At 56.8% G+C, this 24591-nt stretch carries 24 protein-coding genes; 14 read left to right on the top strand and 10 right to left on the bottom strand.

Annotation, left to right across the window (positions count from 1 at the left end; genetic code table 11):
* Window positions 1–16: 16 nt before the first annotated feature.
* From ETAA8_RS15125 to ETAA8_RS35910, 4 genes are all read right to left on the bottom strand, one after another.
* A complete protein-coding gene (locus tag ETAA8_RS15125) occupies window positions 17–1867 on the bottom strand; it encodes an alpha-amylase family glycosyl hydrolase (protein WP_145089713.1) in 1851 nt (616 codons plus the stop codon).
* Between the two features lie 51 nt (window positions 1868–1918).
* On the bottom strand, window positions 1919–2158 hold the full coding sequence (locus ETAA8_RS15120; RefSeq protein ID WP_145089710.1) for a hypothetical protein: 240 nt from the start codon (window positions 2156–2158) through the stop codon (window positions 1919–1921).
* Between the two features lie 202 nt (window positions 2159–2360).
* On the bottom strand, window positions 2361–2516 hold the full coding sequence (locus tag ETAA8_RS15115) for a DUF3309 family protein (RefSeq protein WP_145089707.1): 156 nt from the start codon (window positions 2514–2516) through the stop codon (window positions 2361–2363).
* Between the two features lie 50 nt (window positions 2517–2566).
* Window positions 2567–2809: a BON domain-containing protein gene (locus ETAA8_RS35910; protein ID WP_391484821.1), complete on the bottom strand. Its 243-nt coding sequence runs from the start codon at window positions 2807–2809 to the stop codon at window positions 2567–2569.
* Window positions 2810–3116: 307 nt separating this feature from the next.
* Here ETAA8_RS35910 and ETAA8_RS15105 point away from each other — a divergent pair, with 307 nt between their 5' ends.
* Complete coding sequence (locus ETAA8_RS15105) at window positions 3117–3812, top strand: VIT1/CCC1 transporter family protein (protein ID WP_238397773.1); 696 nt, start codon at window positions 3117–3119, stop codon at window positions 3810–3812.
* Window positions 3813–4024: 212 nt separating this feature from the next.
* Here the strand turns inward: ETAA8_RS15105 and ETAA8_RS15100 are convergent, their stop codons facing one another.
* The 3 genes from ETAA8_RS15100 to ETAA8_RS15090 all read right to left on the bottom strand — a co-directional run bounded on the left by ETAA8_RS15100 (window position 4025) and on the right by ETAA8_RS15090 (window position 7587).
* Window positions 4025–5572, bottom strand: coding sequence for a hybrid sensor histidine kinase/response regulator (locus ETAA8_RS15100; protein WP_145089697.1), 1548 nt, complete (start codon window positions 5570–5572; stop codon window positions 4025–4027).
* Window positions 5573–5647: 75 nt separating this feature from the next.
* Entirely contained in the window at window positions 5648–7168 is a 1521-nt protein-coding gene (locus ETAA8_RS15095) for an ATPase domain-containing protein (RefSeq protein ID WP_145089695.1), read from the bottom strand.
* Window positions 7165–7587 (bottom strand): hypothetical protein, encoded by a 423-nt coding sequence (locus tag ETAA8_RS15090; RefSeq protein ID WP_145089692.1) that lies wholly within the window; start codon window positions 7585–7587, stop codon window positions 7165–7167. The genes ETAA8_RS15095 and ETAA8_RS15090 overlap by 4 nt, the downstream gene beginning before the upstream one ends.
* 552 nt (window positions 7588–8139) lie before the next feature.
* Between ETAA8_RS15090 and ETAA8_RS15085 the strand changes: the two genes are divergently transcribed.
* The 13 genes from ETAA8_RS15085 (at window position 8140) to ETAA8_RS34640 (ending at window position 20301) form a co-directional block, all read left to right on the top strand.
* Complete coding sequence (locus ETAA8_RS15085; RefSeq protein ID WP_145089689.1) at window positions 8140–8424, top strand: hypothetical protein; 285 nt, start codon at window positions 8140–8142, stop codon at window positions 8422–8424.
* Complete coding sequence (locus ETAA8_RS15080; RefSeq protein ID WP_145089686.1) at window positions 8414–10456, top strand: terminase gpA endonuclease subunit; 2043 nt, start codon at window positions 8414–8416, stop codon at window positions 10454–10456. The genes ETAA8_RS15085 and ETAA8_RS15080 overlap by 11 nt, the downstream gene beginning before the upstream one ends.
* Before the next feature lie 131 nt (window positions 10457–10587).
* Window positions 10588–10737 carry a hypothetical protein gene (locus ETAA8_RS34645; protein ID WP_202921851.1) on the top strand — a complete coding sequence of 50 codons (150 nt, stop codon included), beginning with the start codon at window positions 10588–10590 and terminating at the stop codon, window positions 10735–10737.
* Between the two features lie 186 nt (window positions 10738–10923).
* Entirely contained in the window at window positions 10924–11796 is an 873-nt protein-coding gene (gene ku, locus ETAA8_RS15075) for a non-homologous end joining protein Ku (RefSeq protein WP_145089683.1), read from the top strand.
* Window positions 11797–11858: 62 nt separating this feature from the next.
* Window positions 11859–14477, top strand: coding sequence for a DNA ligase D (ligD, locus tag ETAA8_RS15070; protein ID WP_202921850.1), 2619 nt, complete (start codon window positions 11859–11861; stop codon window positions 14475–14477).
* An 802-nt stretch (window positions 14478–15279) separates the two neighbouring features.
* Complete coding sequence (locus ETAA8_RS15065; RefSeq protein ID WP_145089677.1) at window positions 15280–15717, top strand: Hsp20/alpha crystallin family protein; 438 nt, start codon at window positions 15280–15282, stop codon at window positions 15715–15717.
* A 52-nt stretch (window positions 15718–15769) separates the two neighbouring features.
* A complete protein-coding gene (locus ETAA8_RS15060) occupies window positions 15770–16159 on the top strand; it encodes an Hsp20/alpha crystallin family protein (protein ID WP_238397772.1) in 390 nt (129 codons plus the stop codon).
* Window positions 16160–16259: 100 nt separating this feature from the next.
* Window positions 16260–16904, top strand: coding sequence for a hemerythrin domain-containing protein (locus ETAA8_RS15055; RefSeq protein ID WP_202921849.1), 645 nt, complete (start codon window positions 16260–16262; stop codon window positions 16902–16904).
* 22 nt (window positions 16905–16926) lie between these two features.
* A complete protein-coding gene (locus ETAA8_RS15050; protein ID WP_145089671.1) occupies window positions 16927–17730 on the top strand; it encodes a YoaK family protein in 804 nt (267 codons plus the stop codon).
* A 177-nt stretch (window positions 17731–17907) separates the two neighbouring features.
* The gene (locus ETAA8_RS15045; RefSeq protein WP_238397771.1) at window positions 17908–18993 is read left to right on the top strand and encodes a S1C family serine protease; all 1086 of its coding nucleotides are present in this window, start codon (window positions 17908–17910) and stop codon (window positions 18991–18993) included.
* A 168-nt stretch (window positions 18994–19161) separates the two neighbouring features.
* Window positions 19162–19422 (top strand): hypothetical protein, encoded by a 261-nt coding sequence (locus ETAA8_RS15040; protein WP_145089665.1) that lies wholly within the window; start codon window positions 19162–19164, stop codon window positions 19420–19422.
* A 357-nt stretch (window positions 19423–19779) separates the two neighbouring features.
* Complete coding sequence (locus tag ETAA8_RS15035; protein ID WP_145089662.1) at window positions 19780–20097, top strand: OmpH family outer membrane protein; 318 nt, start codon at window positions 19780–19782, stop codon at window positions 20095–20097.
* A gap of 36 nt (window positions 20098–20133) precedes the next feature.
* Window positions 20134–20301: a hypothetical protein gene (locus ETAA8_RS34640; protein WP_202921848.1), complete on the top strand. Its 168-nt coding sequence runs from the start codon at window positions 20134–20136 to the stop codon at window positions 20299–20301.
* A 275-nt stretch (window positions 20302–20576) separates the two neighbouring features.
* On the opposite strand, the gene ETAA8_RS15030 is transcribed toward ETAA8_RS34640, so the two are convergent.
* The 3 genes from ETAA8_RS15030 to ETAA8_RS15020 form a co-directional block, all read right to left on the bottom strand.
* The gene (locus ETAA8_RS15030) at window positions 20577–20990 is read right to left on the bottom strand and encodes a hypothetical protein (RefSeq protein ID WP_202921847.1); all 414 of its coding nucleotides are present in this window, start codon (window positions 20988–20990) and stop codon (window positions 20577–20579) included.
* Window positions 20991–21401: 411 nt separating this feature from the next.
* The gene (locus ETAA8_RS35595) at window positions 21402–23699 is read right to left on the bottom strand and encodes a calcium-binding protein (RefSeq protein WP_145089656.1); all 2298 of its coding nucleotides are present in this window, start codon (window positions 23697–23699) and stop codon (window positions 21402–21404) included.
* A 158-nt stretch (window positions 23700–23857) separates the two neighbouring features.
* Window positions 23858–24094: a hypothetical protein gene (locus tag ETAA8_RS15020; protein ID WP_145089653.1), complete on the bottom strand. Its 237-nt coding sequence runs from the start codon at window positions 24092–24094 to the stop codon at window positions 23858–23860.
* Window positions 24095–24591 lie beyond the last annotated feature (497 nt).

The raw sequence follows: 24591 nt of genomic DNA, 5'->3' as shown, positions 1-24591 counted from the left end.
GCTTTGGTCGTGGTTGTCATACCACGGATTTGTCTTGCGAGAAAATTAACACCGTATAGGGGCCGATGTTCACGGTTCCCACCGCAGGAAACCCATCGCGTACCTCCACGCGCGGGTTTGGACCCATATCTTGCGATTCCATTCCAGCGTTCGCATCGGAGGCTGATTGGTTTCCGAAGCCGCGGCTATAACCGTTCCAATCGCTGTTCAGTCGCAATCTCCAAGTTCCCGGTGCGGGAAATCCCAGCTTGTAGCCTTCGTGAGCTTGATGGGAGAGATTTACGACGACAATTACGTCGTCGCCGGGGCCCCCTTGGTGCCAGCGATGAAAAGCGATGACATTCTCGGCCTGATTCTGATGAAATGTGTTCAGTCCCGACCCCGTCAAACCGCGTGTCGTCCCGAACCTGTTGAGACGCAACTGAATCAAGTCTCGATACATCCGCACGAGTCCGCTAAACTCCTCCGACTTGTGCCAGTCGAGCGGGACTGAATCCTGAAACCAGCCATCTTCGAGAAACTCTTGGCCTTGAAATAGCATCGGAATGCCGGGGGACGTGAGCACGAGGGCTGCAGCCAGGGTGGAGCGTTTCTGGGCCGCCCAGCTTTCGGGATTGTGCGGGTCGATTTCCGAAGCGACTCGGGACTTTCCGTTCGCGATTTCATCATGCGACTCGCTATAGATGACTCGTTGAAACGGGTCGCCGTTGTAGCGGCCTTCGATGGCGCGACGAACACTGTCTAAGGACCGCTGTTTGTCGTCAGGTGTGATGACGGCCGCTCGAATGGGATGCACGAATCGAGCTCCCCATTGTGCCGTAAACCCTGCGCCTCCCTGATCCACAGGCTTCGTTAGTCGATCGTCAGTTTGCAAGTCCTCGGCAATGGTGATGCGACCGGGAAAATTTTGTCGTACGTCGCGATTAATCCACTGGATCAGACTCCAGCCATCCGGTAAGTCGCCGTTTGTATCACCGTTGCCATGCACATTGCGCATAAACAGCGTCATGTCGAGTCGCAGACCGTCGAGGTGATATTCCTCCAGCCACATCATTGCGTTATCGCGTATGAACTGTCGTACTTCCTGACGACCATAGTCGGGGCGAGTTGAGCCCCAGGGGGTATCTGCGTGCCAATCGTTGTAAAAATAGATGCCCCCCCGCCCGTTTTCACTCCAACCATCAAATTGCCACAGGTCTAAGTCGCTCGGTCCAAAGTGGTTATAGACTACATCCAGGATCACCCCGATTCCGGCCTGATGCATGCCTTTGACAAACCGCTTCAGACCAACGGGGCCGCCGTAATCGGATTCGATGGCGAATACGCAAGCTGGGTTGTATCCCCACGACAAGCTGCCTGGGAACTCGGCTAAAGGCATCACTTCGATGACGTTTACCCCTAATTGCTTGAGATACTCGACTTTCTGGACAACTTCGGCAAACTTATCCGACTTCTCGTCCTGGTCATTATGAAAGGTCCCCAAGTGCATTTCATAAATCACGAGTTCGTTGACCGCAGGGAGGTGGAAGTCGTCTCCAGCCCAGTCAAAGTTTGGGTCATGAACGATGGAGTTACCGATCGAACTCACAACCTGACGAGCATATGGGTCGCAGCGCAAGAATTGCTTTCCGCCGTTCACAATGCGATAACGATATTCGTTACCGATAGCGGCTGCAGAGATATTCGCATACCAGTAGCCGCCTTCCTCCTTCGTCATCGGGTGTGAATCGGGCGACCAGTTATTGAAAGAGCCTGTCACATACACCGCATTTGCGTGCGGCGCCCAAACGCGGAAAGCCACGCCGGCTCCATACGGTATGGCGCCCATTCCGCCGCGGGTTTTCTCGGCCAAATCTGCAGTTAACATGTTCCTCTCTTCCCGTCAATTGCTTCGTCTTTCGTTCAGGAGTTGAATAGGTCAGTGATGTGCGACTGCTTCTGCATCCAGCCTGGCAGAGATCGCTTCCAAGATCATATGTTCGGCATCGTCAATGCTCGCCTGAGCGATCTGGATGGCTAGCGCTGCACACGCCTCTGCCTTTTCTGCGCGGGTTGCGAGTTTCTGAGCCTCGCGATTCTCGATCCATTGCGCGATCGTGCTTTTCGCTTCGGCCAATTTGTCCTTCCGCCACTGCTCCAAGGCGGCGTAAGCCTTCATGACGGACGGCTTCGACTCTTCGCCCCTTTGGCCGGTTTCAGCAAGTTCATCCTGCAAGGAATGCCAGGTTGTCCCAATGTTTGCCCTTAACGAATCCATTCGACCTTGTAGGGATTCAAGTTTTTCATGGACGCTATCAACAAATTTACTGACGCTATCACTCATGACTTCACTTTTCCTGTCCCTCGAATGACACCCGCGCTCAGATTCTGCCCAAAAGTATCAGGATGATCACGATGATGAGCACCAACCCTAGGCCACCAGTCGGGCCGTAGCCCCAGCTGCGACTGTGCGGCCAAGTAGGCAACGCACCCAGCAGAAACAGGATCAAAAGCACGATCAAGACTGTGCCAATCATTTCAAATCTCTCTATGTAAGCCCCAGCGAAGGTATAGAACCAATTTGATCTTAATGGGTGCAGTGCGCACCCTCATTACAATCGACCGCGAGCTCATCCAAAACTTGTCGTACTCCACTCACCTGCTTTGTAATCGAAACCGCGACCTGTCGCAGGAAGTACGAGCGGACTAAGCCTGTGAGCCGGACTGCCCCGGCATCAACTTGGACATCGATTCGCTGGAAGCCGCTACGATTCGTGTTCAGAGAGCGCTTCACCTGGTGTGCCAACTCGGCATCTGCCTCGTTGACCATCGTTCGCATCGGCGCAGATGATTTCATGGTTTGTTACTCCGCCCGACTGCAGAGCATTAATTGCGCCGCTGGCATCGATCTTTGTTTTTGCGCAAATTGGCGGGATTTGCGCGTGGGACCTGGACGGCCACTGTGCGAAGACGCACTACGGCCAACTTCAGCGCGCGATGGGTGCACACTGGTTGTTCGCCGGGACAACCTGACTAGTGCTCAACGACTGCCGTGTTCCTTAGTGGAGCGAGCTAAACGAACTTATCGGGCGCCACCGTGCTACGATGTCCACAATTATTCGTCGAAGGAGACACACTTGAGAGCATTACACCTAGAGACACATCGCACCGATCGTATTGGCTGGCTGCGTGCGGCAGTTCTCGGCGCCAATGATGGGATTGTCTCCACGGCAAGTCTCGTCGTCGGTGTGGCCGCAGCCAACACAGCGAATAGCGACATCCTGGTTACAGGCGTCGCCGGTCTAGTGGCGGGTGCCATGTCAATGGCGGCCGGTGAGTATGTGTCCGTTAGTTCGCAAGCGGATACGGAGCAAGCGGACCTTTCGCGAGAACGCCAGGAACTCGCGACAGACAATCAGAACGAACGGGAAGAGTTGGCCGGGATCTACGTGAAGCGAGGACTCGACGCGTCCTTGGCAAAACAGGTCGCGAATCAACTAATGGCTCACGACGCGTTAACTGCTCATGCCCGAGACGAACTCGGCATTTCAGACATAACGACAGCCAGGCCCGTGCAGGCGGCCTTCGCCTCGGCGGCTACTTTCGCCGTCGGTGCAGCGATGCCACTGCTGGCGGCGCTCGTCACCCCTAGAGTTGCCTTAATCCCGGTGGTCATCAGCACGTCGATTCTGTTCCTCGCACTCTTGGGCGGATTTGGGGCCTACGTCGGCGGCGCGCCGGTGGTTAAAGCCGCACTGCGGGTCACTTTTTGGGGCGTGCTCGCCATGGCGCTCACCGCGGGTGTAGGTGCTCTATTCGGAGCGAGCATTTGAGTTTTGCAAACAAAAGGCAATTGGTGCCGTTTATTGTGATCTCACCTGCTGCACTTTCAAATCATCCAATTCGACCCTGGCAAGTCTCAACCTGGCGGGCAACAACGGCCGAGCTGCAACTGGCGTGGCCGACCGAAGCGTCAATTATTTGCGGCAGAAGTTCCCCGTAAGAATCTTGAAATCGCGCGTTTTGTTCAGATCAAACGGTCATGTCAAGAAAGTGGCATTTCCGCGAGCATTCTCATCAGTGCGTCCATCTCCACAGGCTTGACGAGGTGCCGATTGAACCCGGCCTCCTGCGTTCGCTGTCGGTCACGCTCAGCGCCCCATCCAGTAAGGGCTACGAGGATTATTTTTTGCCCCCACGGCTGTGCCCGAATGCGGCGGGCAGCTTCAAAGCCGTCCACGTTTGGCATCCCCAGATCCATCAGAACTAGTTCCGGTCGGAATTCCTCCGCGGCGGTCACAGCCGCCTCTCCTTCATCCGCCTTTCGTACCTCGTGTCCCATGATTTTCAGCATCATGGCAAGCGTTGCCGCTGCGTCCCTGTTATCGTCCACTACAAGGATGCGTCGGCGCGGCCCGCTCGGGATCTCTAAGCGGTCGATCGGCTCGACGGCAGCGCCCACAAATACTGGAAAGCGCACGAGGAACTCGCTGCCTTGTCCGAGACCCTCACTGCGAACCTCTACTCGTCCGCCGTGCAGTTCGACGAATTCTTTAACTAGCGACAATCCGATTCCCATCCCGCCCTGCGTGCGTCGCCATGATGTGTCCACTTGCACAAACGCTTCAAAAATGTGAGGGAGTTTCGCTGCGGGGATTCCGATTCCTTTGTCCCGAACGCTGATCTCAACTTCGCTACCATCTAGCCTGGCGGTTAGCTGGATGCTCCCGCCCGGCTCACTGTATTTGGCAGCGTTGTTCAGTAAGTTCAGGAATACTTGGGAGAGTCGAGCAGGGTCGCCGTCGAGCATGATCGGGCTCGGCGGTAGCGTAACGGTCAAGTGGTGACCCCCACTCTCGATTTGCGCGCGGCTTGCCTCCACGGCATCACGCACGACTGACGCAAGCCCAACACTCTCCTTGTGGAGTTTCAATTTGCCTGTCGTGATGCGGCTGATGTCGAGCAAGTCGTCGACTAATCGCAACATCTGCCTCAACTGTCGTTCCATCATGTCTCTGGTATTTTCTGCCAGGTCCAGATCCCCTGCACTCAGCTTGAGGAGTTGTAGTCCGGTGCTGAACGCGGAGAGGGGATTGCGAAGCTCATGGCTTAGTACCGCGAGAAAGTGGTCTCGACCGCGAACCGCAGACTGCAGCCTCACACTGAGCGCTTCCGCAACTTCCGTGAGTTCATGTTGCCGCTTTGCGGAGATGAGGAGGGACTCGTTCATCGCAACAGACTTCTGACGGAAAAGCGCGGTCTCGGTGGTATCCGTTACCTGGATCATGACGCCGACCGGTTGCTCGTTTGCGCCTAGGATCGCCCACATCGCGTATGACCAATAAACGGGTTGGGGCTGCAGTTGGCGGTGTTCCTGCTCCCCCAGATTTTCGGCGACACCGGTGCGAAAGACACGGTCGAGCAGTTCCAGGCATCCGTTCCGGGCTCCCTCGGGGACTGCATCGGCAAATGGCCGGCCAACGAGATCCGTTCCCGCTTTCCCGACCAGCTGGATGAACGCGGGATTCACATACGACACGATATGCGTTGTCCCATCCACGGCCACCATCGGCTGAGGCGACAATTCGGACAAGTACCGGCAGAGTCGGGGAATTGGCGGCACGTGCTCCACGGCATCGCAGTCGGGTTCTGTGTGCACTACCCCCTCCTATTCTTTGCTGTCCTGCGTACTAGTGGTCTCTTCGCCGTCGTCGCTAGATCCTCCGGTGAGTCGTTCGGGAACACCCGTTATTAGGCCGCGATAACCTTTCAACCGTTCGCCGATCTGTAAACCGTTCGACGTAATCTCGTACTCGCGAATGTCCTTGCTGTGATTGCCGCCGCGCATCTTGACGACCATCAGGACCTTGCGAAGTTGGCCTTCAATCTCGACGTAGCGCAAGCGGATAATGTCATCGCTAAGGAACGAGATCGAATAGGGGCTGAGCGCTAGCTCGGTGAAGCTCTCGACCAACTCCACGGTGCTGACAATGGTAACGCCGGTCCGTGTCAGCGCCCCGATCATCCGATAGAGCGACTCGCGGAAGTCTTCCCGGAAGCCGGGCGCCAGTGCCAGTTCGAACCCAGCCAGCGAGTCGATCACTAGCCGCTTCGCCCCGGTACGCTCCACGGCATCGATAATTTCACGCATCGTCTCATCGACCGAGAGGTCGAGCGGCCGGAGATAGAGAATGCTCAGCTTGCCGTTTTGTTGCGGCGTCTCGAAATCCATCCCTAAAGTCTCGGCTCGCCCTGCATACTCCTCCGGGCGTTCCTCGAAAATTGCGACGATCCCAGACTCCCCCAGACGCAGGCCCTCGGCGATGAACTGAGTGGCGAAGACTGACTTCCCCGAACCCGAGGGCCCGGCGATGAGCAGGCTGTCTCCTTCCGGAATTCCGCCGCCGAGCATCGAGTCCAGTTCGGTGATCCCGGATGATAACCGCCGCTGTTCGTGAGTTCTCTTCCTCCGCCCCGTCAGACCGAAGGTACGCGGGAAGGTCTGGATCCCATCGGCAGTGATGCGTAGCGTGTGCAACCCTGGCACGGATGCCTGGCCCCGGAGCTTCATGATTTGAAGTTTCCGCACGATCGAGTTCCGCTCCACCTGTTGGGAGAGCCAGAACAGACCGTCGGCCACGGTGAACACCGGATTATCGCGAATTTCCCCCTCGGTATACTCCCCAATGAGAAATGTCGTCGCCTGCCAACTCGTCAGATGCAATGCCAGCCGTTGGACAAAGGCTTGCAGGTCTGCCTCGCCAGTGCCGCCCGTGGCCTTGCGAACCACCGTGCGGAATGAGTCCACGACGACGATGCCGGGGTTTGCGGCCTCGACCTCTTTGACGATTGCCGTCAGCACTGCGTCCAGATCTTTCTCCAGCACCACCTCGCTCAGATTGATGAAGCGGACCGCGGTGTTCAGTTTTGTCCGGTCGAAGAAACTGAACTGCTGCTGGTACCGGAGCATTTTGATCGGCGGCTCGCCCAGCACGGTAAAGTACAGCGCTGGCCGCTCTGGTGTGGCATTCGCGAACATCACCTGGTGCGCAAGAGTCGTCTTTCCGCCCCCGGGCGAGCCCGCAATGATATTGAACGAGTACTCAGGCAGCCCGCCACCTAGGATCTCATCGAAGCCTGGCACTCCCGTCGACAGCTTTCGGATCTTCACCGGATCGTCTGCGCTCACGATTTTTCCTCCGCTCCCCATTCCAGCTCATCTAACGAAGCGTCAGGCCACGCGTCGCGTACCAGACTGATTGTCAGAGGCGTGCCAATAAACTCCACCAGCAGACTGAGCAGGTAAACCACGACAACGGTTCCTAACTCGCCATCGCTTTGCTCGACCCCATGGAAGCCCTGCAAGGAGCCGTCCGGCTGGACCTGCAACGGTTCAAGCAAAGGGGCTTTGGCCTTCGCCATCGCGACCGCCCGCGAAATCAGAGAGCGATAGCCAGCGACGCCGGCAAATCGGGCGAGCGGCTGCCTTAACTTTTCACAGACGCGACCTGCTTGGCTGTCGCTCGCATCTGGCCCAGCATCGCGCGGAGCTTCGAGGGCGATTAATCGCCGCGCCAGCTCCCATGTCGTGGGCGAAGTGGAGGTCATGTGCACATCACTAAATCTGATCCGACTTCTCGTCGTAAATACCGCCTACAGTTGGCGTCAATCGCCTTGTTGCGGCGGTGTATTGAAATCGTCCCGCATCTGCGCGCACTCTAATTTGCCGCGTAAGGTTGGCCTTCAAGATACCAAGGTTGGCCTCAACGTGTACGAAACGATTGAATCGGATAGGTGCGATTCCACCCGTCGCTCGTGGAGGACAACCCAGACCGGCGAACGCGCACGGCTAAAATTGGCTTGCTCCCCCCGACCATTTCAGCGTCTCTAGTGGGTCGCGCAGCTCACATCGACCGATTTGCAGTTGCCGCGTCGGTCCGAAGCAGTTTGCATGCCGCCGCATAGCCGTCGATTTCAATGCGGGACAAGGCGATTCGGTGCTTACGCTGTGGAAGCGGGTGGCCGCTGCCCGGCTGACAACTAGATGGTGTCGAACCTGAATCCAGGAACGCGGTAGAATGAGGTTCTCAGCTAACCGCTAAGCTTAAAGACTCCGGTGGGATCGCGGGCGTGCAAGCTGACCGAATCGAGGATGGCAACATGGATCGCAATCAAAATACTGATGTGCAGCTGGCGACATTGGCTTCGCACTTAACCGCGCGCCGGGGAGGCATTTTGAGTGCTTGGCGTTCGTCGGTGGATAACGACCGGGAGTTGACTGCACCCTCTTCTCTCCCTCGCACGCAATTTAATGACCACATCCCGGAGATCCTGAATGCTTTCGAGAAGCGATTGCAGGTCTGGCCACGCACCAACGCCGACGGCACCCTGAATCTGGTGCATTACGCCGCATGGCTCGTGAAGGAGTTGGCCAGTGGTAGCTGATCCACGCAAACTCCGCCCCGGCGAACTCTGCCGCCTGCTCAACTCCACCACGCTCGGTGAAGTGATCAGCGAACGACAGCTCCTGCGCCATCGCAACCGCGCAGGCTTACGGATCGGTGATGGTCAGCACGTCGATCTGCTCCGCTACGTCGGTTGGCTCGTCGAGCAGACGCACGCTCCCAAACCCGAGTTCGAAGTCGATCCGTATGAGGAACTGAAAGACCGAGCCCGAGCACGTAACGCTGCATTGTCCCTCGCTGGTCGCGATATCGGTGAACTACCTGAGGTTGTGAATCCCCAGCGGAAGGCCCGCGCCCAGGACGACTTCCAGTTCTTCTGTGAAGAGTACTTTCACACCACGTTTCACCATCCTTGGTCGGACGACCACCTGAAAGTCATTCGCAAGATCCAGAAGGCGGTGATTGAAGGTGGCCTGTTCGCGATGGCGATGCCGCGTGGCTCCGGCAAGAGTAGCCTCTGCGAAGTCGCGTGTATCTGGGCACTCCTCTTCGGGCACCGACAGTTCGTGTGTCTGATCGGCTCGGACGAAGGGCATGCCGCCGAGATGCTGGAGTCGATCAAGACCGAGCTCGAAGGGAACGATCTGCTCCTGGAAGACTACCCCGAAGTGGTCTATCCGATTCGCGCACTGGACGGAATCGCCAACCGGTGCAGCGGTCAGCTCTACCAGGGTGAACGCACCCACATCAGTTGGACGGCGAAGGAAATCGTTCTGCCCACGATGCCCGCGAGTCCCGCCAGCGCCGCGGTGATCAAGGTGGCCGGCCTCACGGGTCGCATCCGTGGCATGAAGCACAAGCGTGCCGATGGTCAGACGGTTCGTCCGTCGCTGGTAGTTCTCGATGACCCGCAGACCGATGAATCCGCCCGGTCCCTCAGTCAATGTGCTCAGCGTGAAAGCATTCTCGCTGGCGCCGTCCTTGGCCTGGCTGGTCCCGGTCAGAAGATCTCGGGCATCATGCCCTGCACGGTGATCCGTCCCGGTGACATGGCAGATCGCATCCTCGACCGCGACAAGCATCCGCAGTGGCAGGGTGAGCGAACGAAGATGATCTACTCGTTCCCCACCAACGAGAAGCTGTGGGAAGAATACGCTCAGCTTCGGGCAGATGGACTCAGGGCCGAGCTCGGTCTGTACAACGCGACCGCGTTCTACATCGAGCATCAAACTGAAATGGATGCTGGTGCTCGGATCGCCCGGCCAGCCCGGTTCAACGAGGACGAAGCCTCCGCCATTCAACATGCGATGAACCTCAGGCTGCAGAACGAAGCAGCTTTCTTCGCGGAATACCACAATGAGCCGCTCCCCGAAGCGGTTCCGTTTTCCACTCTCCTGTCCGCAGAAGATATCGCCGCCAAGCTTAACCGGATGCCGCGAGCCACGGTTCCGAGCAGTTGCACGCAGCTTACCGCCTACATCGACGTCCAAGTCAACCTGCTGTACTACCTCGTGTGCGCATGGACCGAAGACTTCTCGGGTTACGTCATCGACTACGGCAGCTATCCGGACCAGCGTCGCGATTACTTCACCCTGCGAGACGCCAACCCCACGCTACTGTCCGTGGCACCCGGCACCGCTCAGGAAGGAGCAATCTTCGCCGGACTGCAAGGACTGACGGCAGACCTGCTCGGCCGCGAATGGCAGCAAGAAGGTGGTGGCATCCTCAGGATCGGAGCCTGCCTGATCGATGCGAACTGGCGCGCTTCGACGGATACGGTGTACGAATTCTGCCGCCGCTCGACGTTCGGTGGTGTGCTGATGCCGAGTCACGGGCGGTACGTCGGCGCCGCGAGCGTCCCCTTCGCCGAGTACAAGCGGCAACCGGGCGAACGCGTCGGCCACAACTGGCGGATCCCAAGCACCTACGGAAAACGTGCCTGCCGCCATGTGACCTACGACACGAACTACTGGAAGACGTTTTGTTTTCGCCCGCCTTGCCGTGGCTATGGGCGACCGGAGCTGTCTGTCGATCTTCGGGACGGAGCCCAACCGGCACCGGTTATTGTCTGAGCATCTCACCGCAGAGTACCCGGTTACCACTCAAGGCCGCGGAAGAACGGTGGAAGAATGGAAAGCTCGCCCCAACCATCCCGACAACCACTGGTTCGATTGTCTCGTGGGAAATGCGGTTGGCGGCGTCCATGCTCGGCGTGCATCTGGAAACGGGGACCAAGATCGAGCGGAAGCGAATCTCCCTGCGGGAATTGGCTGAACGTCCGACGGCGCGGCAATTGGCGGAGCAGACCGCACGGAAACAAGCGACCATCCCCGAGCACATGCGGCGACGGTGAAATCCAGACTAGTCGGGATTTTGAGGCGAAACCACTGGCTCGACGCAAGTATCACTTCCAATGGCGCATTTTGGCTTCGAATTCGGCATGGTGCTTGCATTGCTAGCTTCGCCCTGCTTGTGACCCGGTCTATTCTCCGCGGTTGCTCTTAATTCGGCCGCGGGGCGGGCCTACGGAGTTTTATCCATGCCTCGGTCCACCTGGAAAGGCTACCTCAAGCTCAGCTTCGTTTCTGTTCCGGTGAAAGGTTACTCTGCCAATACCGGAGCGGATACGATTCGCCTGCACCAATTGCATCGCGAATGTCACAGCCGAATTCAATATCAAAAAGTCTGCCCTGTACATGGGCAAACCCCGAACGACGAGATCGTCTCCGCGTATGAATATGCGGATAAGCAATACGTCGTGATCGATCCAAAAGAACTGAAAGCATTGCGGAGTAGGGGCGAACGGGCGGTGAACATTGAAGCTGTTGTTAAAGCGGATACGGTAGACCCGCTTTACTACACCGAGAAAGCGTATTATTTGTTGCCCGACGGCGCGGTGGGCCAACGGCCCTATGCTTTACTTCAGCAGTCGCTCGCGGAAGACAAGCGGTGTGCAATTGCGAAGGCCGTGCTCTATGGCCGCGAGGAGTTGGTGTTGATTCGACCCGTCGAAAACCTCCTCTCAATGACGGCACTTAAATTCGACGCCGAGGTGCTGCATCCACAGGCTTTGAATGATGAACTCGAGACACCAGCACTAGAAGATGCCGAAATTAGGCTGACACGCACGCTACTCAAGGCATTTATCCGACCAAAGTTTAGCATCGCGGCTTTCAAGGATGATTATGTCGAATCCTTGACGGAACTAATCGAAGCGAAGGTCGCAGGGAAGAAAATCGTCATGGCCCCGGCTGAGGAAGAGCCGCCGATCATCAATTTAATGGACGCCTTGAAGAAGAGTGTTGCCGCAGTCAGCAGTAACGACACGCGCCGCGGTAAGAAGTCGGCTGGTCCGCGAATGACCAGCGCGAATCGCCGGAAGGCAGCGCCCAAACGCCGAAAAAGTGGCTGATGCCTTTGAATCTGCAGTTTTTGGAACCTTCCGCAGACTCTTGTTCCCTCGCTGGTGTATCCATGAGCTTGGCCGAATATCAGCGCAAGCGCCACTTTCGAAAGACCGCCGAGCCGAAAGGAACGGGACGACGCAAGAAACAAGCGGGAAACGCCAAACTGACGTTTGTAGTGCAAAAGCACGCCGCTTCACGCCTGCATTATGACGTTCGCTTGGAACTGGGTGGCGTCTTGAAGAGCTGGGCAGTGCCCAAAGGGCCTAGCTTGAATCCATCACAAAAACGACTAGCCGTCGCTGTGGAAGATCATCCACTGGAATACGCCAAGTTCGAAGGAACGATCCCCGCGGGTGAATACGGCGCCGGCGAAGTCATCGTTTGGGATCGCGGCATTTGGACTCCAGTGAATGATCCGCGCGAATCCCTCCAGAAGGGTAACCTGGAATTCGAGTTGCATGGCGAAAAGCTCTCCGGCAATTGGAGGCTGATTCAACTCCGGGGACGCGAGGGGGGAAAGAATTGGCTCCTGATCAAACGCCACGATGCTGCGGCAAACAAAGATGGCACGGAATTAACTGACTCCTCGCCGGAGAGCGTCATTACCGGACGAAGTCTCGCGACGATCGTCCAAGGCAATCCCGCCCAATACCGACAGACACGGCGGACTACAGAAAAAGAGAGGCGTGGTGCCCCAAAAGTCGCCGCGAGAGCGAAGACGCGGGCACCGACAAAGCGAAACTCCAAAGGCACGACTTTCTCTGGCAAACAGAAGCGCGTGGCTCCGCAATTGGCGAAACTTGCAACGATCGTTCCAACTGGCGATGAATGGCTACATGAAATCAAGTACGACGGTTATCGATTGATTTGCACGCTCTCAAATGGTGAAGCTAAGCTCTGGACTCGCAATCGACTTGACTGGACCCACCGATTTTCTGGAATCTCTGCAGCCATCGTTGAATTATCTGCAAGTTCAGCGATCCTGGATGGAGAGATTGTGGCGCTGTCTGAAAATGGCGTCAGTAACTTTCAAGCGTTGCAAAACGCTTTGCAGGGAAGTGAGTCACAGCCGCTAGTTTACTACGTCTTCGATCTGCTGGAATTGAATGGTGAGGATCTGCGTCCCTTGCCACTCATCGAGCGGAAGCGACGGCTAAAAGCACTGTTGCCCAAGTCAGGCGCTGGTCGATTACGTTTTAGCGATCACCTATCCGGTGACGGCAGCACATTCTTAGCGCACAGTTGCCGACTGGGGCTCGAAGGAATAATCTCGAAACGCGGCGATCGCCCCTATTCATCTGGTCGGAGTAACGATTGGCTTAAGATCAAATGCCTAAAGCAGGAAGAACTCGTCATCGGTGGCTTTACGGCTTCAGCTGCGGACAATCGTAGATTCGGTACGTTGCTGCTCGGTTATTTTCATGGACGCAAATTTAAGTATGCGGGACGCGTGGGGACGGGTTTCGATTCCCGACTGCTGACATCACTACGCGCAGAACTGGACGAAAGAATTGTCCAGGAGTGTCCCTTCGATCCGATTCCTACCCGCGAGCGCGGCCCCGAGGTGCGCTGGGTGCTACCGCAACTCGTCGCCCAGATTCAGTTCACAGGGTGGACTGAAGAAGCCGTGTTGCGGCATCCGGTTTTCCTCGGTAGGCGTGAAGATAAAACGGCGCGCTCCGTTGGTCCACCAGAATCATTGGCTCCCGATCGAGAAAGCAATCCGCTGCCAACTCGCAAGCAAGCTATCAAATCTTCTCCCAGCAAATCCAAATCGGCTATCGACTTTCCCTTCACCAATCCTGCTCGCATTTTGTATCCCGACTTAGGTCTCACGAAACTCGATCTGGCGAGTTATTGCCAGCAAGTCGCGGACTGGATGCTGCCGTATTTGGAAAATCGTCCGCTCAGTTTGCTCCGCTGTCCCGAGGGACAAGCCAAGTCGTGCTTCTTTCAAAAACACGCTGCCGCAGGCACGCCGGCTGCCTTGCGACGCATTGAAATTGACGAGAAGCACGAGCGCGTAACCTATCTCGTCGCGGACGATCTGCCGGGCCTGTTGTCGCTTGCGCAGATGGGAGTACTAGAGATTCACGTTTGGGGCTCGCGCGCAGACCGTCTCGAGTATCCCGATTGGCTGGTGTTCGATCTTGATCCCGCGCCCGATGTGCCGTGGAGCAAAGTGGTTGAAACAGCCTTCTTGATTCGTGACCTGCTTTCCGCACTCGATCTGCAGACATTTCCGAAACTCACTGGGGGCAAGGGGCTACATGTCGTCGCCCCTTTGTCACCGAGGCGCGCTGATTGGAAAAAGGCGAAGGAGTTTAGCCAAACGATTGCCCAGCTGCTTGCGCAAGAATATCCCGACTGCTACGTGGCCAAAATGTCGAAGGCTGCCCGTCGAGGAAAGATCTTTATCGATTACCTGCGAAACGATCGTGGTTCTACTGCAATCGCACCCTATTCCACTCGGGCCAAGAGCCAAGCCCCGGTCTCGATGCCCATCAGTTGGAAAGAACTGTCGCCACGACTGGCGTCCGATTTCTGGACAGTACAAAACGCCCGACAGCGATTGGAATCACTTAAGCGAAATCCCTGGCAGGAGTTTTTCCAGCTGAAACAGAAGCTGCCCAAGATAGACCGGAATTTAAGGCGCATAATTTCGAACGCTATCGCGGACAGTTAAAGACTTCGACTTCCCGCCCCTACACTGTGGCCCAATTCAGATGGCGAATTACCCCATACCCGTGGTGACAGTCAGATCGCACGCGGTGTATGAACGGGCGACGGTGAAATCCAGACTAGTCGGGATTTCGGAATTCGCTCAACACCGAGACGAAAGTCGAAGAGTTCATCAGCGGCGTGGGTGTGGTCACGCGGTGGGAGCGGATCCGCAAGGACAATCACTGGGTGGAAGCGATCAATAACGCCTGTGCTGCCGGGCATCTGACTGGTGCACGGTTAATCACTGAGCAGATCCCGGAAGCACCCCGCCGCTCGGCGGTTAGCAATCCCGTGGCGTTTTGTCGAGACGGCAGTCCTTGGGTGGATTTGAGTCGGTGGAATGGGGTACGGGGATGCTGGTAAGTTTTAGTAGGACCGTGCGAAGTTGCTTCGAAGTGTCCACCGTCCGGCCACTTCGCCCACCAGTGCAACAAGCGGCAGGGCAAGTGGCCGACCTTGAGTAGCGGCTCTGTAAGCCAACTCCCTCGGTCAAAATGACAGCGCGTGTTAATGGTCTCCGCGATCTCCAACCGTTGTTTTTGCGCAAATTATTTCAGCCTAAAGCCTTTCGCTTGCCGACATCGGTTCGGCACAGCCGTTGCTTTCTTGCCGATTAAAGGCATGAAAATGTCAATCTGACATCGGCTGACAAATCCCGTCGGTCACCGGCTTCACCGCTTGAGCGGTATCTACCTCGCCGGTCGTCCCCTGCGGTGAGCCGGCCTTCGTTCGTTTCAAATCAATCTCGAAAGGAGGAATGTACCATGTTGCTTAATCGTGTATCACCGCTGGAACTGCTGGGCGAGATGCAGCGTTCCTTCAGTCTCATTGATGAACTGAGCCGGGCAGCTCGTCCGTCGTACTCGCGCTCGACTTTCCCAGCGCTGAACGGCTGGAACGATGAGGCGAATTACTATGTCGAAGCGGAGCTCCCTGGATTCTCTGCGGACTCGTTGAACATCACCCTTTCCGATGGCCAGGTTCTGACGATTCAAGGCTCGCGCTCCATCGACGAGCAGAACGAACAGCGGAAGTGGATCCGCCGCGAACGTGGCTTCGGCTCGTTTGAGCGGCAAATCGCACTTCCGGAACCCGTACAGGAAGAGCAGGTCATGGCCAACTTCAAGGACGGCGTGCTGCTCATTACGTTGCCGAAAGCGGCCAAGAGCCAGCCGCGACGCATTGAAGTCGCAAAAGTCTGAGCGAGCAAATTGACTTCAACGAGACTGCGTTTGTTAACAGGAGAAAAAGATCATGTCCAACACAACCATGCAAGTTCGACAAACACAACGTGTCACGAACCAGGAACGCTCGACGCTGACTTACACTCCGCGATTTGACATCTGGGAAGAAGAAGCCGCCTTCCATCTGACGGGTGATCTGCCAGGCGTCTCCTCCGAGCAACTCGAAATTCAATACGAGGATGGCGAGTTGCGAATCTGGGGGAAGGCCCCGCCGCGTCAAGGTAAGGTCGAGTATTGGACGCAGGAGTACGGCATCGGCGACTTCTACCGCAGCTTTTCGCTGGGTGAAGGTATCGACGGCGACCGCATCGAGGCAGTACTAAAGGACGGCGTGCTTGAGCTCACATTGCCCAAGCATCCTAGCGTGCAGCCGCGACGGATTGCTGTGAAGAGCGTGTAAGTGCATTTCGCCGCTGGAATCGATGAGGCGAAGGCCAGAATTGTATCACCGCACTGTGCCATGAATGATCCGCATGGTAGCACTCTCCCTTCGGTGATTCGTGCCCACCCTTGCCCTCATCGATTCCGCGTTGGCGGGATACGGTAAATCTCCGATCTGGATTCGCACGACGCTAAATTGCGATCTGCGCGAAAACTTCAAGTCTCGTCGAGCGCGACACAGCGCCCGCCTTTACTACGGAGGTAACATCATGTCACTCCAACCAAACAACGAAAAACTATTGCCTGTCAATCACTCGTACCAGGTCGAACTCTCAGAACGGACACGGCTGGAACACGACGACCTGATTGAATGCATGCATCAACTTGAGGCTGCTCTGGCATCTCCGGCCCCTGGGCGCGAGCGAGAATGGGCGAACAGGGCAGCGAACGAACTGGTCGAGGTTGAGAAAAGCTTACAACGGCACATCGCGTCCGCTGAAGGCGAAAGAGGCCTGTTCGCGGAACTAGATATTGCCCAAGGTTCCATCCCCATGCGTGTTGAAAAACTGAGGCTCGACCATGTCCGTTTGCTTCAATCGATACGGCGGCTAAGTTCGGATCTGGAGACAAACGGCGATCTACCAGACTTCGCGAGGTTGCGCCGCGAAGCGGAAGAATTGCTGGCAGCGCTTCGCCGACACTATTCGAGTGAAGTCGATCTTGTTTTCGAGTGCTTTTGGTTGGACCTCGGAGTTGGAGACTAACTGACTTCTGCGGAGCGCCCAAATGAACATGACACTTCATACGCCGGAAACAATCTACTCGCCACGCCACGTTCCCAGCTGGCTGCTTCTGTCGGCAGCAGCTGGAATTGTTAATGGCTTTGCGTTTCTAACCTGTCAACAGTTTGTAACCCATGTCACAGGAACATTGACGAGGCTTGGCATTGAGTGGTGGCACGCGGCGTTGGCCTTCGAATATGCGGCAGTTCTGATCGCATTTTTAGCCGGCGCGATTGCAGCTACCATCACCATTCAACTGCGAGCGAATTCCAGTTCTCGCACGCGCTGGGCAACACCTCTGGTGGCTGTTGCGATGCTACTGAGCGGCGTGGCTATTGGCGGCGGTGCAGGTTGGTTTGGCGTTTTTGGGGGCACCGTGGCAAGTGATCCGCCGCCGGTCGTCTTACTTTCCATTCTCGCGTTTTCGATGGGCATGCAGAACGCTGCAGTTGCCTCGACTACCGGGCTCGCGGTTCGCACCACTCATTTGACCGGCCCGATGACCGATCTAGGAATCCACTTAGGCACCGCGGTATTGAGCCGCCACCACGAGCGCTGGAAAGCACTGCGGGGAGCCGCGCTCCGCGGCGGTAAAGTCTTAGCGTTTGTTTTCGGAGCCGCGATCAGCGTTTCGCTTTCAGCTACTCTGGGCTACTTCATTCTCTTGCCAGCCGCACTCTTCGTGACGGTCGCGGCGGCGCTGAGTTTCCTGCCTGATTGGAGTCCGAGCGACTATCCCTATTCTGTACGGTGCCGCGGTAGTAAGCATCAACGAGACTCGTCGGCCAGCCGAATTGCGGTCAACTAGCACGCGAACGTTCCCCCAGTTCGCAAACTGCGGCGGCCGCGGCGCGCATTTCGCACGATATAGTTAGCGCCGCAAGTTTAAAAGTACGCCATTTTCAGCGGAACTGGATCTATGCCTGCAGCCAACTCAGCCGAAAATCCCGCGGAACGAACCCGCCGTACTTCCGCGATTCTAATAATGCAGTCGGTTCTTTTGATCGCTCTAGCTGTTGCCTATTTGCGAACGTGGCTTCACTCGCAGACCCCGACTGCGCCAGCTGTCCCGATCATTCCCGACGGTAACCTGGCGGAGGATGAAAAATCAACAATCAACCTGTTTCGACAAAGTTCCCAATCGGTGGCCTATGTGACCACATCCGCTGTTGACGAAGATAGCGTGCGGTTTCGTGCCACAGAGATTCCACGCGGCACTGGCAGCGCGTTCGTGTGGGATTCTGATGGGCACATCGTGACGAATTTTCATGTCGTGGAGCAGGGGAACGCGTGGAAGGTGACGCTTTCGGATCAATCCAGTTGGGATGCAGAAATCGTCGGCGTAGCTCCGGATCGTGACTTAGCTGCATTAAAGATCAAAGCGGAGCCCGGTCGTCTGAAGGCTTTGCTGCGTGGCAGTTCCACCAACCTGGAAGTCGGCCAAAAGGTCTTTGCAATCGGCAATCCCTTTGGCCTCGATCAAACATTAACGACAGGGGTGATTAGTGGCCTCGGCCGAGAGATTCGCTCACGCACGGGCCGACTGATTGAAGGAGTGATTCAGACTGACGCCGCGATCAATCCTGGGAATTCGGGAGGTCCTTTGCTAAATAGCCGTGGCGAGTTGATCGGCGTCAACACGGCGATATTCAGCCCTTCAGGAGCGTATGCGGGCATCGGCTTCGCAATTCCGGTGGACGTCGTCAAGCGAGTTATTCCTCAGCTGATCAAAGATGGCAAAGTAACGCGTCCCGGCCTCGGAGTGCGCATCGCTGCGAATTCGATTACGGATCGTCTGGGCTTGGAAGGGGCGCTGATCGTCAGCACGGTGCCAGGCGGACCAGCCGCAAGAGCGGACTTGCGACCGACCCGTTATAACGACGAAGGCGTATCTCTCGGCGATGTCATCGTCGCAGTAGATGGCAAAGAAGTGAAGAACAGCGATGACTTGTTCCGCATTATCGAAACCTATGAAGTCGGAAGTGAAGTCACTTTGACGGTGTTGCGTTATCCACTCACTCGATCGCAGCAGCAGAAAGCAATCAAGATCTCGTTGGTAGCTGTGGAATAGGCTGCGGGGATCTGGTGGTAAGCGTAAGAGCGTTGAGGTTAGCGGCGACATCGCAGCAATCGGCGAGCTGACTGACTGCGACTGTGCGGGCGGCAGATGGATGTGGATACAGAGAGATTGCTTTCCTCGCCCACTTTCGCATTCAGTGTGCGCAAGTGCACTTCCGACATGCGATGCCACATTACATTTCCTCGACCTAAAGATGAATCACTCGCGACGTTTCCCAAGCGACTGCTGATGGACGAAGCACGCGGATGGAAGGTGGGCCGGTTTCGCTTGACCGAGTCGTTTCCCCCTGAAGTTTGGGAAGCGACGATCGAGTTGCCGGATAACTTCGCGCCGCACGATTTGCGGGCGACGGTAATCTCCAGCGATGTGCTCGCGTTCAACCCGGAAACGCACATGTTGACTTTGGAGCCGCTGCCGTGAAACGGTCCGTGGCCGTCGACGTCACTCTGGAAGGGCTTTTTTGTGTGCGGGTAGAATCAAGGCGGCTTTGGCGACCGAAGCTGCACGTTAATCTGGGAGTAATCTGCAATGACACGTTATTTCTCGCTTCGCTGGCTGCGATGTTTCTACAGTATCACCACGGTTTCGTTGCTTGCTTTGAGCGCTATCGTCTTGGCTGCGGATCCGAAGGAAGCGGGCAAACGCAAAGCAACAGTGATTGGCATCGTGGACGACGGTAATGCGCTGCGGGCTAATCCGCGTCACGGGGTGCGAAGTTTGGCAGCACGAAAGGCAGCTACGGAGTGAAAGGAAAATTACCAGAAGGCCACCGCCGACTTGGATGCTTTGCGGGCCAAGCGAAAAACGCTTGATCCGGCTTCGGAGGAAGCCAAAAAACTGTCCGTCGAAATCCAGCGGTCTCAGGCCGATTTGACAACACTATCGCAGCAGGCCAACCCGCGACCCGAATTCGGCGGTATTCACCCGCTAACGCGTAGTGAAATGCGGACAGCAATCAAAACCGTCTGTGAGCGCGAAGGAATCGATTTGGTCCTTCCCATCCATGATGGACGGGATCGCTTGTTGTATTTCAATGAACATATCGACATCACCGCTGCGGTGATCAAGGAACTCCAGGCTCTAAATCCCGAGTAGCGGTCCAATTCCTTCCGAATCGCATGCCGGTGACAAATGGAGAAGCCGCGAACGAACTCGGCCGCCCTCATCGTCTTGCTGCTCGTGCCGGTGCTGTATGTTGGGAGCTATTTGGCGCTGGTGAAGCCATTTTATTACCTCCATATGGAACCGTCGTCGCAACAATTCGGAATGGTTGTCAACTATCGCATCGAAGGTAAGTGACCAAGGCATATCTACTGGCCCCTGGAGCAGATCGGCCGGAAGGTGAGACCGTGGGCGTGGGGCGACGCCCTCGAACGGATCGGAATCGACTTTGTCTAGCCATACTCGGCTGACACTTCGGAAGTTATCCAGCATACTTCGCGCCGTTATTGAGTTTGATTCCTCCTTCCATCTGGCACCTTGAGCAGCGAGCGCCGTGCGTACACCGGCTGCATCGTTCGCCCGGTTCGCTTGGCAACCGTGGCAGCTGGCAATGTTCGAAGCAACTTAAGTTCCTACGCTGACCACGGAACCCCGGCAGCTGGCGGCAAGTTACCAAGTGCAGCCCGGGCCTTTTGCGAAGCTGACATCTTGGCGCGACTGGCTTCTGTATGCCGCTTGCCAACATTGGCTTGCCGAAGTATCTCCACAACGTGAGCCGGCCGCGGCTTTCCCCGTTTCGCCGCTGCAATCTTTGCCCTTCGCACGGGAGACCTGGCAGACGGTGCGATTGCTTTCACGAAGGCAGCAACGCGTTCCGGTGTCTGATGCTCGACGCGTATTAGCCGATTACCTTCGGTATCTTCAACGCCGAGCGCCCGCCGCCATTTCCAGACAGCGCTTGTGCCGACGCCCCACCAATGCTTGATTGCGGGGACTGCCTCTTTTCGCACTGCCCGCGCCAAGTCACCAGTGAGCACTAGCGACAACGCTGAGCCCTTCTTTCCAATCGGCCAAGGGATGCGGCCGTCAGAGATAATCGCAATCGACCTTCTGGCCGACCTTGAGCCGGGGCGATTGATAGGGACCGAATCGTAGTTTCGTGGGATCCACTGGCATGAGCCGGATTCTAATTTGTGCCCAGCCGCTTTTCTCGCTACGTGGCCATCCGTACACTGCCGGCATGGAATCGTCAGAACTCACGCTCGAACAGGTCGAACTCTTGTTGGAGCAGGAACTGTCTTCCCTTAGCCGCTATGCACAGCTGGCGAAGAGGATGCGCGACCGCGGCTTCGGGGGAACCGACGAACTCGTGCGACGGTTCGAGGTCAGATGCTGGCCGAGCAGGTTTACTTGTTTACTCACTGCGCCAGGTTGGCTGACGCGAATGATACCTACATCTAATTCTTGCGATCACCCGTGGTGTTGTTCGCGTTGAAGTCGAGATACAGATCGAGCAACGCGAAGTCGAGCATCCAATCACGATCGGCGTTGCCGGAGAGCTTGTCCTTGGCACCATCGTTCAACACGGTGTTCACGTTCAAATTCGCAGCTAAGGTCGTGCGGCGTGTGTCGAACGATGCATTCGCCGCCCACGCTTGGGCGATGGTCTGCAACATCTGTTGGTTCTCATCATGCGTGGTGTTGCCGCCGATAAGAATGTCGTCGCCTTCTTGACCATTCAAGCTATCAACGCCATTGCCGCCAATCAGCAGATCGCGGCCCAGTCCGCCGACGAGCGTGTCATTCCCTCCGCCGCCGAGAATCACATCGGTGCCGGCTCCGCCCACCAGGCTGTCTACCCCCGCTTCGCCAAAGATCAAGTCGTCGCCACTACCGGATACCACGCTATCGTTCCCTGCACCTGCGCGAATCGTCGCGGGCTTGGTGATTTCCCTGGCAATCGAAATAGCATCGTTGCCGGCGTAGCCTTGAATGTCGATGCGATCGAACGAACTGAGTGCGAACGGCCCCTGCACTTTGCCAAACGCGACCACGCGGACCTGTGTCGTGGAACCCGGCACGAATTGCACGGCGATGGCGTCACTGCCACCCGTGCCGTTGATCGTGAGTGCGTTTTGGTGGGACTCGCCGGCCGGAAGAACCTGCACCAAGCCGCCGCCCAAAAGATTGACGGCGTAGTCTTCGACTTCGCCATCGGGTGCATAACCGGTGGCCGTCAACCCGCCGGCAGAACTGACGCGGAAGCGAGCAAAGGACTCTCCGATCACACCGTTCACATTGGCGAACGGAACCGTGAGAGTGAGTTCGTTGTTGCCAGCGGCCACACTCACGCTGTTGAAGATCTTCTCAGTCACGTCGAACTTGCCATTTCGATTCAAATCGATCCAGCCATCGAGCTTGCCTGCTGCTGACGCATTTACCGTGATCGTGGTCGTTTGTCCGCTGGTAAAAGTCGCCGGCAAGATCACGCCGTCTTCGTCGTTCACGCCGTGCGTGTTGTCACCATCTGCGGCAACTGAGGGTTGTCCATCAGTATCGATATCAACGGCAGCCCCGAGAAACAACGAACTGGTGGCATGCCGTGCGCCGTTGGTGGCTAGCGTCGTTCCGTAGCTGAGCGGAGCATCGCCAAAATCGAACTGCGTCAGCAATTCGTTGGCAAACGTGCTGACAAATAAGTTCCCGCCGACCTGGTACAGCACGACAACGTCTTGAAACGCTTCGTTAATCGCGACATTGGAACTGGCGGCCGTCGCGACCGTGATTTCACTGCCGAATGTAGTGCCCAGATCCTGACTGACGCGATAGCGAATCTCGCCATCGTGATAATAACTGTCGACGACGTTGCCCAGTTGGTCCGCGGCCAAATCGCGACCTTGGGAGTTCGTGATTTCACCAACCACCAAGGGGACTGCGTCGCCGGTTTCCAGGTCGATGCGAAAGGCATCATCGGCGACGCTGGGGTCATACGCACCGCCGGCCACAAAGGCATATTTGCCCAGCTCGCCGAACGAACTTGCCACGTTGCTGTAATAGATGCTCCCGCCGGATAACGGAATATCGATGAATGTGGCTGCATGATTGGTGCTCACCCCGGCGATGAGGGTGGGGTTATCGGTAACTTGATAGACGTCGCCGTTGCTCGGATCCGCGAGCAAATGACCGAAGGCTTCGGGCGAACGCGTGGTGACCACAAAAGCTCCCACGCCATCGGTGGTGTTGGTGTAAATTCGATATCCACTCGAATCACCGAGGTAAACGTTGTTCCCCTCAACGGTCATTGTCAGGCCGTTGTAGAAGCTGTTCGTCACGAGCTTGGGCGCGCTAAACGAAAGCCCATCGTTCGCGCTGCGGGCCAGATAGAGGTTCGAACCAACGTTCCAACTGACGAACACGTCTTCATCGCCACTGACCGCGACTGCGACGCTTGATGCGTTGGCAGTCGACAGTCGCACGCTCTTGGCAAAGTGCTCGCCTCGATCGCTGCTGGTCGCAACTCGCACGCCGCTGCTACCACCATACGAGACATAAATATTGCTGTTCGGCGAGGCCGCGACGTTGGCCGTCGTTTGCGCCTCAAAGATGCTCGCATTCGGCAGATCGTTCACTTGCGTGCCCGTGTGCAGGGCGGCCATTAAGTCGCGCCCTTCGAGCGTTTCGAAATGAAACGGACGTTGGCTACGTTTTGGGGCGGGTTGCGCACAGCGCGTACGGCGGGAACGTTGTTGGGACATCGGGAAATGGAGCGATCGCGAATAGTATGAAGGAACTGCAGCGGCGCATGATTGCGCCAAACCACCCCTTACCTATCGAGATTGGCTGCCAAAAACATCACCCCGTTGAGGCAGCTAGTTCCACAACCATTCTTCGGAACCACTGCACCGTTGCAATTTTAAACTGGCGCTGCTTCCAGCACATCCAACTCGCCCGCAGTCCGCAGTCCGCACAATCCGGTTGAGCCGCAGAACGGCAGCGGCGAACTCAAGTACAGGCAATCGCCGCTGTGCCCACCGGCTGTTAAGCCAAGTTCGGGAGAGCCAACCGGGTAGGCGTTTCCCCATTGATAAAATCGCGGGTGACAACCGATGACACCCGCAGGATTCAGCGACTGCCCAGAAGCCGAACTCATGGCCCCGCAACTCTGGCGGGGCATTTTCGTGCGCGGGTAGAATGGGGCGATGGATCAGAACCCCTACGAGTCACCTAGCTCGCCATCAAAAGCTCATGCGGCGCCAGCGCCGCGAAAGGCTGCTTGGAGAAGTGGTGCGATTATTGGTGCCGTCGTTGGGCAAATCACTGGCATCCTTTTTTCCCCGACTGACTATGAAGCGGCGTTTGTAGTCTCCCCATCCTGACCGACAACTCGGACGATGATGCTTGGGGCGGCAACGGCAGCGACCTCTTCAACTGGGACGCCGCCGACATGGCCGACGAATCCCTCACCGCCCCCGGCCCCAACGACTTCAACAACCCCGCCACAGGACCTGACGAACGACTGCCGTAATCCTCACCACGGCCAACCACGAAACAGCACTATCACCCGAGCGCGAGCTAACCTCTGATGCGGCAGTCGCGTGTAGGATGAGCACAGGCCGGTTCTGTTCTAAAACCATTGGCTACCGAGGC

Source organism: Anatilimnocola aggregata (assembly GCF_007747655.1).
GTDB lineage: Bacteria > Planctomycetota > Planctomycetia > Pirellulales > Pirellulaceae > Anatilimnocola > Anatilimnocola aggregata.
Note: the sequence above shows the minus strand (reverse complement) of the source record. Positions and strands in the feature narration are given on the sequence as shown.

Excerpts from the sequence above, each read along its gene's own strand:
- ETAA8_RS35910 (WP_391484821.1), bottom strand. The coding sequence starts at position 2,809 with ATGGTCAACGAGGCAGATGCCGAGTTGGCACACCAGGTGAAGCGCTCT.
- ETAA8_RS35595 (WP_145089656.1), bottom strand. The coding sequence starts at position 23,699 with ATGTCCCAACAACGTTCCCGCCGTACGCGCTGTGCGCAACCCGCCCCA.
- ETAA8_RS34645 (WP_202921851.1), top strand. The coding sequence starts at position 10,588 with ATGCTCGGCGTGCATCTGGAAACGGGGACCAAGATCGAGCGGAAGCGA.
- ETAA8_RS15125 (WP_145089713.1), bottom strand. The coding sequence starts at position 1,867 with ATGTTAACTGCAGATTTGGCCGAGAAAACCCGCGGCGGAATGGGCGCC.
- ETAA8_RS34640 (WP_202921848.1), top strand. The coding sequence starts at position 20,134 with ATGGAGAAGCCGCGAACGAACTCGGCCGCCCTCATCGTCTTGCTGCTC.
- ETAA8_RS15090 (WP_145089692.1), bottom strand. The coding sequence starts at position 7,587 with ATGACCTCCACTTCGCCCACGACATGGGAGCTGGCGCGGCGATTAATC.
- ETAA8_RS15115 (WP_145089707.1), bottom strand. The coding sequence starts at position 2,516 with ATGATTGGCACAGTCTTGATCGTGCTTTTGATCCTGTTTCTGCTGGGT.
- ligD (WP_202921850.1), top strand. The coding sequence starts at position 11,859 with ATGAGCTTGGCCGAATATCAGCGCAAGCGCCACTTTCGAAAGACCGCC.
- ETAA8_RS15120 (WP_145089710.1), bottom strand. The coding sequence starts at position 2,158 with ATGAAGGCTTACGCCGCCTTGGAGCAGTGGCGGAAGGACAAATTGGCC.
- ETAA8_RS15060 (WP_238397772.1), top strand. The coding sequence starts at position 15,770 with ATGTCCAACACAACCATGCAAGTTCGACAAACACAACGTGTCACGAAC.
- ETAA8_RS15040 (WP_145089665.1), top strand. The coding sequence starts at position 19,162 with ATGCGATGCCACATTACATTTCCTCGACCTAAAGATGAATCACTCGCG.
- ETAA8_RS15085 (WP_145089689.1), top strand. The coding sequence starts at position 8,140 with ATGGATCGCAATCAAAATACTGATGTGCAGCTGGCGACATTGGCTTCG.
- ETAA8_RS15020 (WP_145089653.1), bottom strand. The coding sequence starts at position 24,094 with ATGAGTTCGGCTTCTGGGCAGTCGCTGAATCCTGCGGGTGTCATCGGT.
- ETAA8_RS15065 (WP_145089677.1), top strand. The coding sequence starts at position 15,280 with ATGTTGCTTAATCGTGTATCACCGCTGGAACTGCTGGGCGAGATGCAG.
- ku (WP_145089683.1), top strand. The coding sequence starts at position 10,924 with ATGCCTCGGTCCACCTGGAAAGGCTACCTCAAGCTCAGCTTCGTTTCT.
- ETAA8_RS15045 (WP_238397771.1), top strand. The coding sequence starts at position 17,908 with ATGCAGTCGGTTCTTTTGATCGCTCTAGCTGTTGCCTATTTGCGAACG.
- ETAA8_RS15050 (WP_145089671.1), top strand. The coding sequence starts at position 16,927 with ATGAACATGACACTTCATACGCCGGAAACAATCTACTCGCCACGCCAC.